Raw genomic sequence first — 14,064 nt, 5'->3', positions numbered from 1 at the left:
GTTCCTAAGATCGTAGGTGTCTGGGTGCTGGTGCTGCAGGTACGCCACTCGGCCGGTCGGTGTGCGGTGGTGGTGTCGAGACCACCACCGCACCCCTCATCAGGCGGGTTGGACCGCGGGTTCGAGGCTTTCAGTGCTCGGCTTCGCATTGACGATTCGATGCACGACAACACCGACGGCGACCACGATCACCACGAAAAGCGGTGCGGCCCAGAGCATCCACCAGCTGCCGCCATTCGGCGTATAGACTTCGGCACGCGGCCAGGCCAGATTCACCGCCATCGCGATGCCCCAGACGACGGCGAGTGCGTTGATCGGGATTCCGAAGCGCCCCAAGCTGAACAACCTGGCGTCACCGCTGTCCCAGCCCCTGATCCGCCGGATCAGCAGCGGCACGGTGACCAGCAGATATGCCAGGTAGAGCGTCACGATGCAAACACTGGCCAGGGTGGCGAAGATCGCCGCATTGCCGAGATTGAGCAGCAGCAGACCGATCCCGAGTACACCGATGATCACTGCGGGCAGCACCGGTGTGCCGAAGCGCGGATGCACCACGGCCAGACGACGGGCGAAGGGCAACTTGCCGTCTCGCGCCATCGAAAACATCAGCCGCGAGCCCGCGGTCTGAATTGCCAAGGTGCACACCGTAATCGCCACCGCGACACAGCCGAGCAGCACCGTGCCCGCGGGGCTGTCCAGCTTCGAGGTGAGTACATAGGCCAGGCCCTCGGTGCCCAATGAACCGTCATCCAGACTCGGTGCCGCCATCAGCGCACCGAGCAGCAGCAGTCCACCGCCTAGTGCGGAGACAGTGAGTGCGGTCAGAATGGTGCGCGGCGCCACCCGGCGCGGGTCCTTGGTTTCCTCGGAAAGTTCTCCGGCGGAATCGAATCCGACCATCACGTAGGCCGCCATCAAACCGGAGACGAGGAACGCGGCCCAATACGGTCCGGGCGCGGCCTGATCGGTGTGCAGCACCACGCCCGGTCCGCGCTCGGCGTGGGTGAAGAACAGCGCGATGATTGCCAGCACGCCGATGATCTCCACGGTGACGCCGATCGAATTGATTCGTGCCATCAGGTCGATGCCGATCACATTGATCACCGTGGTGAGCGCCAGCAGGATGCTGCCGAGCAGTACCGCATTGGTGGCGCCGGAGGTCGAGGTGAGTGCGGTGTCCTCGCCGACGATCTGGAATCCGCTCCAGATCGATGGCAGCACCACTTGCAGCGCGATCGCCGCCGCGGCGGCCGTCACGATCTGCGCGATGATCATCATCCACCCCGCGAACCAACCGACGACCTCGCCGCCGAGCCGACGCGACCACTGGTAGATGCAGCCCGAAATCGGGTAGCGCGCGGCCAGTTCGGCGAAGTTCAGCGCGACCAGGAACTGGCCGACGAACACGATCGGCCAGGTCCAGAAGAACGCGGCCGCACCGAACGAATAGCCGAAGCCGAAGAACTGGAAGATCGTGGTGAGGATGGAGACGAAGGAGAATCCGGCCGCGAATGAGGCATAGCGACCGAGTTTGCGGTGTAGCACCGGCTGATAGCCGAAGCCGGCCAGGTCAGCGTTGTCCTGGTTGTCTGGCGGCGGGAGGACGTGGGCGGGGGAATCGAGTTTGGTGGCCATGGGGGTTCCTTCGCGAGCGGCCAATACCTATCGAATGACAGTTTTGCGTTCGCGATCGCACTTTCGGTGTCCCTGGTGTATCGCTTCCGCGATCGCCGGTAACTTCTGCGTTGCCTGGATTTCTATCGAATGACAGAAACCTCACGCCTAGGCAATCGTGCTGGAAACATCAGACCGGTCTGGTCGCTGTGGCGGCGGTCGGCCGTACCGGACGCGGTGTCAGAATGACGTCGTGGCAAATCTCGGTCCCGGCCGTCCCCGTCTCGACCAGCGCCCCCGGCGTGGTCGGACGCCACGCGCCGAGATCCTCGACGCCGCCGGAGAACTGTTCACCACCAATGGCTATGCCAATACCTCGACGCGTGCGGTAGCGGATGCGGTCGGTATCCGCCAGGCCTCGCTTTACCACCACTTCGCGTCCAAGGACGACATCCTCGACGCTCTGCTCGCCGAAACCATCGCAGGCCCCTTGGATCTCGCCGAGCGCCTCCGCGAGGTGCCGGAGCCCGCCCACATCCGGCTATACGCGCTGGCCTGGTTCGATGTGCGCCAGCTGTGCGCATCGCAGCGGAATCTCGGTGCGCTGTATTTGCTTCCGGAACTACGCACCGAACGCTTCGCCGCCTTTCGATTACGCCGCGACGAATTACGCGGGCACTACGAAACTTTGGCCGCGACAGTCGCGGCCGATGCGGGGGTGCCGGGAGCGGAGGGCCTGCCGTTCCGGCTCGTGGAGACGGTGATCAATATCCGCTCGGACGAGGGCAGCGCACCCGCCCACGCCGAACGCGCCATTCCGGACGCGATTATGCGAATGCTCGGCTGGCACGGTGATCTGGACGGCCTCCGCGCCGACGCGACTGCCCTCCTCCAGCGTCTGACCTTCTGAATCGCCTGCGCGTCAGGACTTTTCGTCGACGGCCACCCATTCCATACCCCAGCTCGACGCCCTGGTTGAGGAAGATCGACGGATCGGTTGGACGCGGCAGGAATACCCCTCAGGTCGCACCACCAGCTCACCATCGAGGTTCTCGAGCGCCACGCGCCGCGAATCATTAGTGCAACCGTCGACACTCATCTCGATCGGTGGAGCATCCACCGGATACAGCGTTGTGGTGGCCCGCACGCCGCGGCCCCGTGCTCTGCCGGAACGGCGGGGCTGATCAGCGGCAATCCGGTATGGATTGTGACCTGCGTCACCTCGCTTCACGGTGCGCAAGGGCTGTCTCGTCTTGTGGTCGACAGTGATTGCGAGAAGGGATAGGCAAATGCACAAGATGGTGATCCTGGGTGCGGGATACGCGGGCATGTCGGCGGCCACGAGCTTGGCGGCGCGCACCAAGCGACGCGACGATGTGCAGATCGTCCTCGTCAATGCGACCGAGCGGTTCACCGAGCGGCTGCGGTTGCACCAGACGGCGTCCGGACAGAACCTGGCCGAGTTCGATATTCCGGCATTGCTCGAGGGCACCGGCGTGGAGTTCGTAGGTGGCTGGGTCACCGGCATCGACGCGGCCGCGCGCACCGTCCGCATCGACGACGAACGGGTGCTCGAGTACGACACGCTGGTCTACGGGTTGGGCGGGGTCGCCGACACCACCGCGGTCCCTGGCGTCGACGACAACGCCTACACACTGAACAGCGTGCACGACGCCGAGTTGTTGGCGCAGCGACTGGCCGGGCTCGGCACCGGGACCGTTGCGGTCTGCGGCAGCGGCTTGACCGGCGTGGAGACCGCCGCCGAGCTCGCCGAGCGGTACCCGGATCTGGACGTTGTATTGCTGGGTCGCCACGAGCCGGGATCGGCGCTGGGCGCGCGGGCCAAGGCGTATGTGAACGACGCTCTGGCGCGGCTCGGGGTACAGGTGCGCTGCGGTGTGGAGATTGTCAAGGTGCTGCCGGACACTGTGGAACTCGCCGGCGGAGAGAGCATTGCGGTCGACGCCGTGCTGTGGACGAGCGGGGTGCGGGTGTCGCCGATGGCGGCTGCGGCGGGGCTTGCCGTCGACGAGCACGGCCGGATCGTCACCGACGCCGCGCTGCGGTCGGTGTCGCATCCGAACGTCTACGCCATCGGGGACGCGGCCGCGGTCGAACAGGGCTACGGCGTGATGCACGGCACCTGCCAGAGCGGTATGCCGACCGGCGTGCACGCGGCGGTATCGATCGTGCGGGAGCTGAAAGGCAAGCAGCCCAAACCATTCCGGTTCGGCTACTACCACACCCCGGTGAGCCTGGGCCGCCACGACGCGGTGGTCCAGTTCACCAAGCCGGACAACAGCCCCCGCAGGCTGCGGCTGACCGGCCGGCGCGCCGTCTGGTACAAGGAGACGGTGAGTGCAGCGCCCTGGCCGACCTTCGGTCGGATTCTCGAGTTCCCCACTTCCGGTGCGGTGTGGCCGCAGGGCGGGCGGTACACCCGGTGACCACTGCGTCCGCCACGGTTGCGGTGTTCACCGAGCACCGCAACCTGCTGTTCTCCGTCGCGTACCGCATCCTCGGCACCGCAGCCGACGCCGAGGACGCGGTGCAGGACGCCTGGATCAAATGGTCCGCTGCCGATCGTTCCCAGGTGAGCGACCCGAAGGCCTACCTGGTACGAATCGTGTCGAACCTGGCGATGGATCGGCTGCGGTCGGCCACCAGCCGTCGCGAGACCTACGTCGGCCCTTGGCTTCCCGAACCGATCCTCACCGGCACCGTCGACGACGCGACCGCCGCCGAATCGGTGTCGATGGCCCTGCTGGTGGTGCTGGAGACGTTGACCCCGCTCGAACGGGCCGTCTTCGTCTTGAAGGAGGCGTTCGGGTTCAGCTACGTCGAAATCGCCGATGCCGTAGAGCGTTCCGAAGCTACGGTGCGCCAAGCCGCGCAGCGAGCGCGGAGCCATGTGCAGGCGCGGCGGCCTCGGTTCCAGGCCGATCGCGAACGCCAACGCGAGGTCAGTGCGCGGTTCTTCGCCGCCGCGATGGGCGGTGACATCAACACCTTGATGCAGCTGCTCGCGCCGGACGTGACGCTGTGGACCGACGGCGGCGGCAAGGTGCGCCAGGCGTTGCTCCCCGTCATCGGCGCGGATACGGTCGCATCTTGGTTCGCGTCCATGGGCACGCGCACCTACCAGGGCGTCGAGCCAGCCGACATGACCGCAGAGATGGTCGAGATCAACGGCGGGCTCGGGGTCGTGTTCAGTGGCGGCGGGCGCGTCATCGCCACCGTCACCCTCGATGTCGACGCCACGGGCCGGATCACCGCGATCCACAATGTCGCCAATCCCGACAAGCTGCAGGCGATTGCCACCCGGACCGTCCATCCGACCTGAATCCGCCTGCCCGCGCGTACGTAGTGGCGGTGGGTAACCAGGGCCGGTGCCCGATGGTGTGGCGGAATCGATCCTCGGCGCAGCACGTCCGGGATGAAATCAATCACCTAGCCTTTGCCGCGGGTGGCTTTGAATTCGAAGCCCCAGTTGTACATGCGTGCGATTTCGCGGACTCCGCCACCGGGTTGCCCCGAGGGCGGCCGGACGAAGGTGCCGTCGCGACGAACGATGAACTCGCCGTTGACATTCTCGATATGGGCGAGGATCACATCGCGCGAATTGTCCTGGCAGCCGCTGATGATCATTTCGATCGGCGGCGAGTTCACCGGATACAGCGTGGCGGTGGACTGCACGCCCTGGAAGTTGCTCGCGCCCTCGTAGATCGAGGCGAAGACCAGAATCCGGCGGAACTGCGCGGTGTAGTCGAGATTGATATCCAGATTCTCACCGGTCGTGCTGCTACCGGTGCGGTCGTCCTGGTCGAGCCGGATGAACGGCGGGTGGTCCAGCGCGCCGAACGAACGGTCCAGGGCGCGAACGGATCCGATCCGCCCGTCGGCCAGTTCGAAGAAGCAGCACAGATCGAGGTCGACTGTATTGGCGCGTTTGCGGCCGAACAGGCCACCACCGCCGCTCTGCGGGGTCGTCCAATTCAGATTGACCCGCATGGTTCCCGAGGTGGCGCCGTGCTTGGTCAGCGAGACCGTGGGTGCTTCCTTCGTCAGCGAAACCTTGCGGAGATCAACCGGCGCGCCAGGACCGGCAGCAGGCGGCGCGAATTGGTTGGACCCGGTCGGCGGCGCAGAAGACTGCGGCGGTTGATTCGGCGGCGCATAAGGTTGCGCTGGCCGATTCGGCGGATAAGGGTTCTGCGACGTCGGGCTCGCCGGGTACGGCTGCGCCGGATTCGGCGGAAACCCAGGCGGTGCCGCAGGCGGATAGGGCGGAGGTGCCCCGAATTGCTGGGGCGCGGGTGGCGGCGTGTGCTGCTGCGGTGCGGGCGGTGCCCCGAGCTGGGGTGGCGTGGGCGGTGTTGTGTATTGCTGCGGCGCGAGTGGTGAGTACTGCTGCGCCGCTGGTGAGGGTGTGTGCTGCTCCGGCGTGGGCGATGGTGTGTGCTGCTGCGGCGCTGGCGCTGGCGTGTACTGCTGTGGCGTGGGAGGTGCGTACTGCTGCGGCGGCGTGAACTGCTGTGGCACGGGCGGCGGCGTGAAGTGCTGTGGCGCTGGTGATGGTGTGTGTTGCTCCGACGTGGGCGATGGTGTGTGCTGCTGTGGTGTGGGCGCTGGCGTGAACTGCTGTGGCGTGGGCGCTGGCGTGTACTGCTGTGGCGTGGGAGGTGTGTACTGCTGCTGCGGTGGCGTATATGGCTGTGCTGGCGTCGGAGTGTAAGCCGATTGCGCGTTCTGCTGCGCCTGCGCCGCAGGCGTCTGCCCAGCCCCCGGATCATCAACGGAGATCCCGAAATCGGTGGCCAGCCCGGCCAGCCCGGTCGCATACCCCTGGCCGACCGCCCGGAACTTCCACGCCCCCTGCCGTCGATACAACTCCCCGAGGACGAACGCGGTTTCGGTAGTCGCACCGGTGCTGTCGAATCGCGCGGCCTCCGCACCACTCACCGCATCGAGCACCCGCACATAGAGCCCACGGAACTGCCCGAACGTGCCACCATCCGCGGACGCCGCGATAACAATCGTGTCGATCTGAGCTTCGACCTGCGCCAGATCCACCGACAACGTGTCGATGACCGTCGGTCCCGGCCGCTTACCTTCGTGTCGCACCGCACCGGAGGGATGATTCGGCTGGTTGTAGAAGACGAAGTCGTTATCCGACCGCACTTTCCCGGAGACGAGTAGCAGCGCGGAGGCATCCGCATCCGGAACCCCTGGACCTGACTGCCACCCCAGCTCGACGCGGACTGAAGACATCGGCACCGCGACATTGGCGCCCTTCATCATCGACACATCTGCCAAGGTATACGACCTGAGCGCGCCCTGTCTCGGTCACCGCGAGGCCCCGGCTGTCAGCGGGTGGGCGGCGCTATCTGCCAATGTTGTTGCAGCGCACCGGCGATCTCCGGCAGCACCGTGACGGGCACGCGCTTGCGCCGCAACATCGCCCGAATCTCGTTGACCTGCTCGCGTTTGCGCATGTCGTAAGCCCCGGCGACGGGGCGTCGCACCGGCGGGATGGACAGCAGCACGAGTTCGCCGTGCCGCTCGTCGCCGCCGATCAGGTCTAGTGCGAGTGACCAGCGGGCCCGCTCGTCGAGTGCGAACCGTCCGGCCACTACCCGCTCCCAGTCGATACTGGATTCCCGCCACGGCGTGCGCTGGTAGATCGCGCCCTCGGTGAGCACGACGACATCGCGCCCGAATAGCGCGATAAGCAATGCGATTCCGGCGACCGCACCGGCCAGCAGTCCGGTGAAGACCCGATTGACCCCGAATCCGGCCACGATCGCACCGCAGACCAGCACGGTGGCCGCGATCCCGAGTATCCCGTACAGCATTGCCCGCCCGGTCGGCACCACACCCGCGCGCACCATCGTCATCTCGACCTCCTGCATACCGCACCTCAACCTAGTCGGTCGGTTTACCGCTGGCTTCCCGATGCGGGCGAGTCGACGATCAGGACGCCAGCGCCACGGCCGCCTCGCCGGTGTAGACGAGGAATTGCAGACTCTGCTGGAAATACAGCTGCACTGATTGCGCATCATGGGTCAGGTAGCCGATGGACAGGTCCTGGCCGAGCTGCAAATCGAAGTCGCCGCCGCGCGTAGTCAGCACGAACGCACCGTCGATGGCCGGTGCCCAGATGATCTCGCCTTCCGGGATGAGGCGCTCGATATGGGTGCGGATCGGGTGACCGTGATCGGAGGTCTCGCTGACCGCCGTGTACAGATCCGCACTCAACAGCACCGAATACGGGCCGTCGACGCCCGCCAACCGCAGCGCGCTCAACGCCTGCGCGACGGACTCGGGCACCAGCCGCGGATCGCTGGGCAGTGTGATCGGGGAATTGGACGAACTCGCCCGAATGCCGGTGATATTCGCGGCCTGATAGCCCTCGAAGATGGCCCGGTCCTCGGCGAACGCGATCTTGCGCGCGGCTTCCTTGACCGCATCCAGATCGGTGTCCTGCGCGCCGCGCTCGACATCGTCGAGTTCCTCGCGCGACAACGTGAACGGCACCCGCAACTCGACCAGCGGCGCGACCACCCGCTGCCGGGCCTGCACACCCTCATCCGGTGCGGTGATGACTGTGGTGCGACCGAGACCGACCGCGGAGTAATCGGTGCCGTGCGGCCCGGACAGATCGACCACCCGGCGACCGGCGATATGACGCTTGAAGGTGCGCGTCGCCTCTTGCTCGATGGCGGTCCATGCCTCGGCGGTGATCGGCGCGAGTTCGCGATGGAGGTTGTTCATGATTGCATGCTCCTTTTCAACGTGCCGATACCCAGAGAACCGCTACTGCCAACACCATTCGGCGATAAAGATTCCTCGAGCGCTGTCGCCGCCGCCTCCGGTGCGTCGGGGAGGTCGTCGAAGAAGTCGAGTGACGGTGCGAAGAACAGCGTGCCGGTCACCGCGATGGAGAAGTCCAGGATCCGGTCATAGGCCGCCTCGTCCGTCCCGATGAACATCCGGGACAGCATGGTTTCGGTGACGCTCGGCGTGGCCGCGTAGGCGACGTAATAGGTGCCGAATTCGCCGTCCTTGATGCTGCCGAAGGGCATATTGGCGCGCAGGATCTTTCGCTCGTTGCCCTCGTCATCGGTGACGGTGTTCACCGCGACATGCGAATTCGCGGGCTTATCCGCATCGGAGAGCTCGAAATCGTCGAGTTTGGTTCGTCCGATCACCCGCTCCTGCTCCTCGACCGACAGCGCTCGCCACTGCGCCATGGTGTGCAGATACTTCTGCACGATGACATAACTGCCGCCGGTGAAGTCCGGATCCTCATCGCCGACGAACGCCGCGCTGTAGGCCGTGGTGCCCTCCGGATTCTCCGTGCCGTCCACGAAGCCGAGCAGATCGCGCTGCTCGAAATACCGGAATCCGACGGTCTGGTCGACGATGGTGACCGCGCCGTCGAGCCGGTCGGCGAGCGTCATCGCCAATTCGAAGCAGGCGTCCTGGAATTCGGACTTGATGTGGAACAGCAGATCACCCGGCGTGCTCGGGGCGCTGTGGTGTTCGCCGACGAATTCGGGCAGCACATGCAGTTCGGCTGGTCGCGGGCCCGTGAAAAGGCGATCCCACGCCTCGGAACCGATCGATGCGACGCAGGTGAGCCCGGCGCCGGGCAGGCGAAAACCGACCGAACGACGTAATCCGGCGAGATCGGCGAGCAGCTCGCGCACCACCGCCTCGCCACCCTCGTCGATCGTGGCGACGAGGAAGATCGCGGACGGTGTGAGCGGTTCGAGGATCGGCTGCGGCTCACCCATGCGCTCCACCCTAAAGGGCGGCGCCGACAAACCGGCCGAGTGGTACGTCCCCTCGGCTACGACTTGGCGACTGTCAGCAGGAAGGCGACGTCGTCGACGGCCTTGACGCTGTGCCGTGCCTTCGGCACGACCAGCAGGTCTCCCGCCGATCCCTTCCATTCGTTGGCGCCGCTGATCAAGGTGAGTGTGCCACTGAGCACCAGCAGGGTGGACTCGCCCGCATTGTCGTGTTCGGCCAGGCTCTGGCCCGCCGACAGACCGACCACGGTCTGCCGCAGCGCATTGGCATGACCGCCGTAGATGGTTTGCGAACTGCGCCCGCTCGTGGCGGTGCTGGCCAACTTGAGCTGTTGGCGCGCGACCGCAGTCAGCGATTTCTTGTCCATGGACCACCTTCCGCAGATGCAATCAGCCGGATCAGGGCTGGTGACACGGGCTGATATCCAGGAGTATGCCCGACCGGCGGGTGACGTGTGTCCGGTTTGGTCGCCGCGCCGGTATGCGGCGTGTTCGCCCCCGGTCGGTGCGCTCCGGGGGCTGCGCAGTCCCGAATGTGTGATGCGGAGGGCCGGCCTACTGACGGGTGTAGCGACGAATCCGGAAGCGCAGGCCCGATTTCGACTCGTCCCATGGCTCGGTATCGTCGGTATGCCATTCGGGGCCGACAACGGGTGCGTAAGCATCACCGTCGACGGTTGTTTGCACCTCGGTTACCAGCAGGTCGGTCGCGAAATCCATAGCGGCTCGGTAGATTTCGCCGCCACCGATGATCCAGACGTCCTCCGGTGCGGTCGCGGCGAGTGCGTCGGACAGCGATGCGGCGCGTTCGGCGCCCGTGCCCGACCAGTCGGGCTGCCGGGTGACCACGACGTTGCGGCGGCCATCGAGCGGGCGGAATCGAGGCGGCAGGGAATCCCAGGTGCGACGGCCCATGATGACCGGATGCCCCATGGTGACGGCCTTGAAATTCGCCATATCCTCGGGCACGCGCCAGGGGATGGTGTTCTCGAAGCCGATCACCCCGTCCGGAGTCTGCGCCCAGATCAGACCGATGATGCGCTCACCCGCTCCCGTCGCCGCGTCGCCATCCCGCACCGAATCGCTACGCGAAGCTGCGTTCATACCGCCACCGGCGCCTTGATCGCCGGATGGTGTTGGTAGCCGACCACTTCCACATCTTCGTAGACGTAATCGAACAGCGTCGGCGCGGGCCGCAGGTTCAGCATCGGGAACGGGTAGGGCTGCCTGCTCAGCTGCTCGGTGACCTGCGCGAGATGGTTGTCGTAGATATGGCAATCGCCGCCGGTCCAGATGAAATCACCGGGTTCGAGCTCGGTCTGCTGCGCGATCATGTGCGTCAGCAGGGCATAACTGGCGATATTGAACGGCACGCCGAGGAACAGATCCGCACTGCGCTGGTAGAGCTGACACGACAGCTTGCCATCGGCCACATAGAACTGGAAGAACGCGTGACACGGCGCCAATGCCATCTTGTCGAGGTCGGCCACATTCCAGGCCGAGACGATGATGCGCCGGGAATCCGGATTGGTGCGCAGGGTGTGCAGTACTTCGGCGATCTGGTCGATATGGGTGCCGTTGGGGGTGGGCCATGATCGCCACTGCACGCCGTAGACCGGGCCGAGTTCGCCGTGCCGATCGGCCCATTCGTCCCAGATGGTGACGCCGTGTTCGTGCAGCCAGGCCACATTGGAATCACCGCGCAGGAACCACAGCAATTCGTAGACGATCGACTTCAGATGCACCTTTTTGGTGGTGATCAGCGGAAAGCCCGCGCCGAGGTCGTAGCGCAGCTGATGGCCGAAGATACTGCGGGTGCCGGTGCCGGTGCGATCCGCCTTCGCGGTACCGGACTCCAGGACCAGTCGCAGCAGGTCCTCGTACTGGGTATCAGCATTGTTGGCCACGTCTGGCGAGCTTACCCATGCGTGCAATGGCAAGCTCGAGCCATGCGCAAGCTCTACGTGATCGGCATCGGTGCCGGGGATCCGGACCAGGTGACGGTCCAGGCGATCAAGGCAATGCGGCAGGTCGAGGTGTTTTTCGTGATCGGCAAGGGTGCCGAGAAGCAGGAACTGGTCGACGTGCGCACGTCGATTCTCACCGAACACCTCGATCACCCGTACCGCATCGTGGAGATCGCCGATCCGCCGCGCGACCGGGATCCCGCCGATTACCAGGGCGTTGTCGAGGACTGGCACGATCGCCGTTCGGCGCTGCTCGAGGATGCGTTCGCGCAGGTCGACGGGGTCGGTGGCATTCTCGTCTGGGGTGATCCGTCGCTCTACGACAGCACACTGCGCATGATCGAACGGGTGCTCGCTCGTGGCGGCCAGAGCTTCGATTACGAGGTGATCCCTGGCGTCACCAGTGTGCAGGCCTTGGCCGCTCGGCATCGGATGGTGGTGCATCGCATCGGTGAGCCGGTGCACATCACCACCGGGCGTCGGCTGCGCGAGGACGGGCTCAGCGGCTCGACCGTAGTGATGCTGGATGGTGACTGTTCGTTCACGGAGGTGCCCAGCGACGACGTGCACATCTGGTGGGGGGCGTATCTGGGAATGCCCGATGAGACGTTGATCGAGGGGCCGCTGCGTGCGGTCGAGCAGGAGATCGTCGAGCGGCGCACTCGGTTGCGCGCCGAAAAGGGTTGGATCTTCGACGTCTATCTCCTGCGTCCAGGCGCGTGACGTGCGACCGCCTTCACGGTGACGAGGACGGGTGTGGTCTCCAAGGTATGGATGGCCTCGAATGGGCCGAGTCGCTGGGTCAGATAGTGGTGCAGAGCCTCGGGGTCCGAGCACAAGGCTTGGGCGACAAGGTTTTTCGGGCCCGTGGTGGCCGCAACGAAAGCCAATTCCTCGTGCTCGGCCAGCGCGGTCGCGACACGGTCGAGCTGTGACGGTGCCACCGACATCCACAGCAGCGCTTGGGTAGTCGCGCCGAAGACAGTGTCATCGAGTTCGACATCGAAGAAGATCGCCTGTGCCGCTCGCAGTTCCGCGAGCCGTCGGGTGACGGTGGCTTGGGACCAGCCGGTCGCCGTGGCGAGTTGGGCCGAGCTCGCGCGGCCGTCTTGTTGCAGGGCATTCAGTAGCGCGGCATCGGTATCCGCGAGGGCGCGACGGGGTGTGGGCCCGAAGCGGTTCGGCTCCAGTTGTTTTCGCTGCTGTTCGTGCAGTGCGGTGATGTGTCCGCGCCATGCGGTCGGTCCGCCGAGGTAGGTGTGCAGCACGTAATGCGCGGAGACGGCAGTGATGCCTGCGGCTCGGGGGAGGTCCCGCAGCAGTATCGAGCGAGAGGTCTCGCCGCGTGGAATGCTCACCACCAGAAGGATTTCCGTGCCACCGGAGATTATTTTCACCCATGACGTGTCGGGGCGGCGGGCCAGCGAATTCGCGAGATTCTGGCCGCTGGCCGTGGTGGTGGTGAGGCGCACGAGCCACTGGGTGTGTCCGGCATGGCTCGGATCGGCGAGGCCGACCACGCGCAGTCCGGCGGCGGCACGCAGGCGTTGGTAGCGGCGGGTGACGGTTTGCGTCGAGACGTCCAGAACCGTCGCGATCTTGCTGAACGGTGCACGGCCGTCGATGTGCAGTGCATGGATCAGTCCGCGATCAACGTCATCGAGCATGGAAATATATTTCAACTTGACGCTGGATATGGAAAGTATCCGCTGATCTTTGTCGATTGATGGTGCATTTAGGCAGGCCTGCCGAAGGTGGATTTCGCCTCGGGCCGCTCGGCCCGGCAGCTCGACGAAGGAGAAGTTGATGATTCTGGTGACCGGAGCGACCGGGACCGTAGGCCGCGAGTTGGTCGGCCGGTTGCTGGCACAAGGGGTTCCGATGCGGGCCGTGACGCGGCGGCCCGAACTCGCCGGACTGCCCGACGGCATCGAGGTGGTGCGTGCGGACCTGAGTGATCCGGACAGCCTCACCGATGCGGTGCGAGGTGTCGATCGGGTGTTCCTCTTGTCCAGCGGCCCCGAAATCCCCACTCATGACGCGAATCTCGGACAGGCGGCAGCACGTGCGGGCGTCCGGCACATCGTCAAGCTGTCATCCGGCCGCACCGGTGACGACACCGCGACAGATCCGATTCCCACCTGGCATCGCGCCGGTGAACAGGCGGTCCGGGACAGCGGAGTCCCGTGGACGATGGTGCGCCCCTTGGGATTCATGGCCAATGCGCTGCACTGGGCCGGTTCGATTCGCGATCACGGCGCGGTATACGCGCCGTTCGGCCAGGGCCGCATCGCCGTTGTCGACCCGCACGACATCGCCGCCGTCGCCGCGACAGCACTCACCACCGAAGGCCACGAGGGCCAGATCTACACATTGAGCGGCCCACAGCCGTTGTCCCCCGGCGAACAAACCCAAATCCTCGCCGACGTACTGGGCCGCCCGCTGCGCTACGTCGAAGTGGAACCCGCCGCCGCCCGCCAGTCGATCATCGACCACGGCGTGCCCGACGAGATGGCCGACGCGATCATGGCCCTACGCGCTACCGCCTTGGAGGCGTTCACCTCGGTCGTCCACCCCACCGTCGAGCGCATCACCGGAACCCCACCCCGCCCCTTCCGTACCTGGGCCGAAAACCACAGCCCCCACTTCACCCCCGCCCCCTAGCC

General features: G+C 65.6%; 14 protein-coding genes. 5 read left to right on the top strand and 9 right to left on the bottom strand.

From position 1 onward, the window contains the following. Positions 1 to 99: 99 nt before the first annotated feature. Positions 100 to 1,635 (bottom strand): amino acid permease, encoded by a 1,536-nt coding sequence (locus ACIBG0_RS31345; protein WP_397037377.1) that lies wholly within the window; start codon positions 1,633 to 1,635, stop codon positions 100 to 102. 232 nt (positions 1,636 to 1,867) lie between these two features. Here ACIBG0_RS31345 and ACIBG0_RS31340 point away from each other — a divergent pair, with 232 nt between their 5' ends. The 3 genes from ACIBG0_RS31340 (at position 1,868) to ACIBG0_RS31330 (ending at position 4,957) form a co-directional block, all read left to right on the top strand. Next, the gene (locus ACIBG0_RS31340; RefSeq protein ID WP_397037375.1) at positions 1,868 to 2,524 is read left to right on the top strand and encodes a TetR/AcrR family transcriptional regulator; all 657 of its coding nucleotides are present in this window, start codon (positions 1,868 to 1,870) and stop codon (positions 2,522 to 2,524) included. Between the two features lie 379 nt (positions 2,525 to 2,903). Beyond that, complete coding sequence (locus ACIBG0_RS31335; protein WP_397037373.1) at positions 2,904 to 4,061, top strand: NAD(P)/FAD-dependent oxidoreductase; 1,158 nt, start codon at positions 2,904 to 2,906, stop codon at positions 4,059 to 4,061. Then, positions 4,058 to 4,957, top strand: coding sequence for an RNA polymerase sigma-70 factor (locus ACIBG0_RS31330; protein ID WP_397037371.1), 900 nt, complete (start codon positions 4,058 to 4,060; stop codon positions 4,955 to 4,957). The genes ACIBG0_RS31335 and ACIBG0_RS31330 overlap by 4 nt, the downstream gene beginning before the upstream one ends. A 107-nt stretch (positions 4,958 to 5,064) precedes the next feature. Here the strand turns inward: ACIBG0_RS31330 and ACIBG0_RS31325 are convergent, their stop codons facing one another. The 7 genes from ACIBG0_RS31325 to ACIBG0_RS31295 all read right to left on the bottom strand — a co-directional run bounded on the left by ACIBG0_RS31325 (position 5,065) and on the right by ACIBG0_RS31295 (position 11,338). Next, a complete protein-coding gene (locus ACIBG0_RS31325; protein ID WP_397037504.1) occupies positions 5,065 to 6,915 on the bottom strand; it encodes a TerD family protein in 1,851 nt (616 codons plus the stop codon). Positions 6,916 to 6,980: 65 nt separating this feature from the next. Further along, positions 6,981 to 7,526, bottom strand: a complete 546-nt coding sequence (locus ACIBG0_RS31320; RefSeq protein ID WP_397037369.1) for a hypothetical protein — start codon at positions 7,524 to 7,526, stop codon at positions 6,981 to 6,983. Between the two features lie 61 nt (positions 7,527 to 7,587). Continuing rightward, complete coding sequence (locus tag ACIBG0_RS31315; RefSeq protein WP_364340869.1) at positions 7,588 to 8,388, bottom strand: family 1 encapsulin nanocompartment shell protein; 801 nt, start codon at positions 8,386 to 8,388, stop codon at positions 7,588 to 7,590. Next, positions 8,385 to 9,413 carry a Dyp-type peroxidase gene (locus ACIBG0_RS31310; protein WP_397037366.1) on the bottom strand — a complete coding sequence of 343 codons (1,029 nt, stop codon included), beginning with the start codon at positions 9,411 to 9,413 and terminating at the stop codon, positions 8,385 to 8,387. Before ACIBG0_RS31310 ends, ACIBG0_RS31315 begins: the two co-directional genes overlap by 4 nt. 56 nt (positions 9,414 to 9,469) lie before the next feature. Continuing rightward, on the bottom strand, positions 9,470 to 9,799 hold the full coding sequence (locus ACIBG0_RS31305; protein ID WP_062993312.1) for a cupin domain-containing protein: 330 nt from the start codon (positions 9,797 to 9,799) through the stop codon (positions 9,470 to 9,472). 187 nt (positions 9,800 to 9,986) lie between these two features. After that, a complete protein-coding gene (locus tag ACIBG0_RS31300) occupies positions 9,987 to 10,535 on the bottom strand; it encodes a dihydrofolate reductase (RefSeq protein ID WP_397037364.1) in 549 nt (182 codons plus the stop codon). Continuing rightward, a complete protein-coding gene (locus ACIBG0_RS31295) occupies positions 10,532 to 11,338 on the bottom strand; it encodes a thymidylate synthase (protein WP_397037362.1) in 807 nt (268 codons plus the stop codon). Before ACIBG0_RS31295 ends, ACIBG0_RS31300 begins: the two co-directional genes overlap by 4 nt. 42 nt (positions 11,339 to 11,380) lie before the next feature. Here ACIBG0_RS31295 and cobF point away from each other — a divergent pair, with 42 nt between their 5' ends. After that, complete coding sequence (gene cobF / locus ACIBG0_RS31290) at positions 11,381 to 12,121, top strand: precorrin-6A synthase (deacetylating) (RefSeq protein ID WP_397037360.1); 741 nt, start codon at positions 11,381 to 11,383, stop codon at positions 12,119 to 12,121. Here cobF and ACIBG0_RS31285 read toward each other — a convergent pair. Beyond that, complete coding sequence (locus tag ACIBG0_RS31285; protein ID WP_397037358.1) at positions 12,097 to 13,065, bottom strand: Lrp/AsnC family transcriptional regulator; 969 nt, start codon at positions 13,063 to 13,065, stop codon at positions 12,097 to 12,099. The two genes, cobF and ACIBG0_RS31285, sit on opposite strands and share 25 nt — an antisense overlap. Positions 13,066 to 13,204: 139 nt before the next feature. Between ACIBG0_RS31285 and ACIBG0_RS31280 the strand changes: the two genes are divergently transcribed. Then, complete coding sequence (locus ACIBG0_RS31280) at positions 13,205 to 14,062, top strand: SDR family oxidoreductase (RefSeq protein ID WP_397037356.1); 858 nt, start codon at positions 13,205 to 13,207, stop codon at positions 14,060 to 14,062. Positions 14,063 to 14,064 lie beyond the last annotated feature (2 nt).

This window comes from Nocardia sp. NPDC050630 (assembly GCF_044457245.1).
In the GTDB taxonomy this organism is placed as follows: Bacteria; Actinomycetota; Actinomycetes; order Mycobacteriales; family Mycobacteriaceae; genus Nocardia.
Note: the sequence above shows the minus strand (reverse complement) of the source record. Positions and strands in the feature narration are given on the sequence as shown.

Excerpts from the sequence above, each read along its gene's own strand:
- ACIBG0_RS31345 (WP_397037377.1), bottom strand. The coding sequence starts at position 1,635 with ATGGCCACCAAACTCGATTCCCCCGCCCACGTCCTCCCGCCGCCAGAC.
- ACIBG0_RS31335 (WP_397037373.1), top strand. The coding sequence starts at position 2,904 with ATGCACAAGATGGTGATCCTGGGTGCGGGATACGCGGGCATGTCGGCG.
- ACIBG0_RS31325 (WP_397037504.1), bottom strand. The coding sequence starts at position 6,915 with ATGATGAAGGGCGCCAATGTCGCGGTGCCGATGTCTTCAGTCCGCGTC.
- ACIBG0_RS31320 (WP_397037369.1), bottom strand. The coding sequence starts at position 7,526 with ATGCAGGAGGTCGAGATGACGATGGTGCGCGCGGGTGTGGTGCCGACC.
- ACIBG0_RS31315 (WP_364340869.1), bottom strand. The coding sequence starts at position 8,388 with ATGAACAACCTCCATCGCGAACTCGCGCCGATCACCGCCGAGGCATGG.
- ACIBG0_RS31310 (WP_397037366.1), bottom strand. The coding sequence starts at position 9,413 with ATGGGTGAGCCGCAGCCGATCCTCGAACCGCTCACACCGTCCGCGATC.
- ACIBG0_RS31305 (WP_062993312.1), bottom strand. The coding sequence starts at position 9,799 with ATGGACAAGAAATCGCTGACTGCGGTCGCGCGCCAACAGCTCAAGTTG.
- ACIBG0_RS31300 (WP_397037364.1), bottom strand. The coding sequence starts at position 10,535 with ATGAACGCAGCTTCGCGTAGCGATTCGGTGCGGGATGGCGACGCGGCG.
- cobF (WP_397037360.1), top strand. The coding sequence starts at position 11,381 with ATGCGCAAGCTCTACGTGATCGGCATCGGTGCCGGGGATCCGGACCAG.
- ACIBG0_RS31285 (WP_397037358.1), bottom strand. The coding sequence starts at position 13,065 with ATGCTCGATGACGTTGATCGCGGACTGATCCATGCACTGCACATCGAC.
- ACIBG0_RS31280 (WP_397037356.1), top strand. The coding sequence starts at position 13,205 with ATGATTCTGGTGACCGGAGCGACCGGGACCGTAGGCCGCGAGTTGGTC.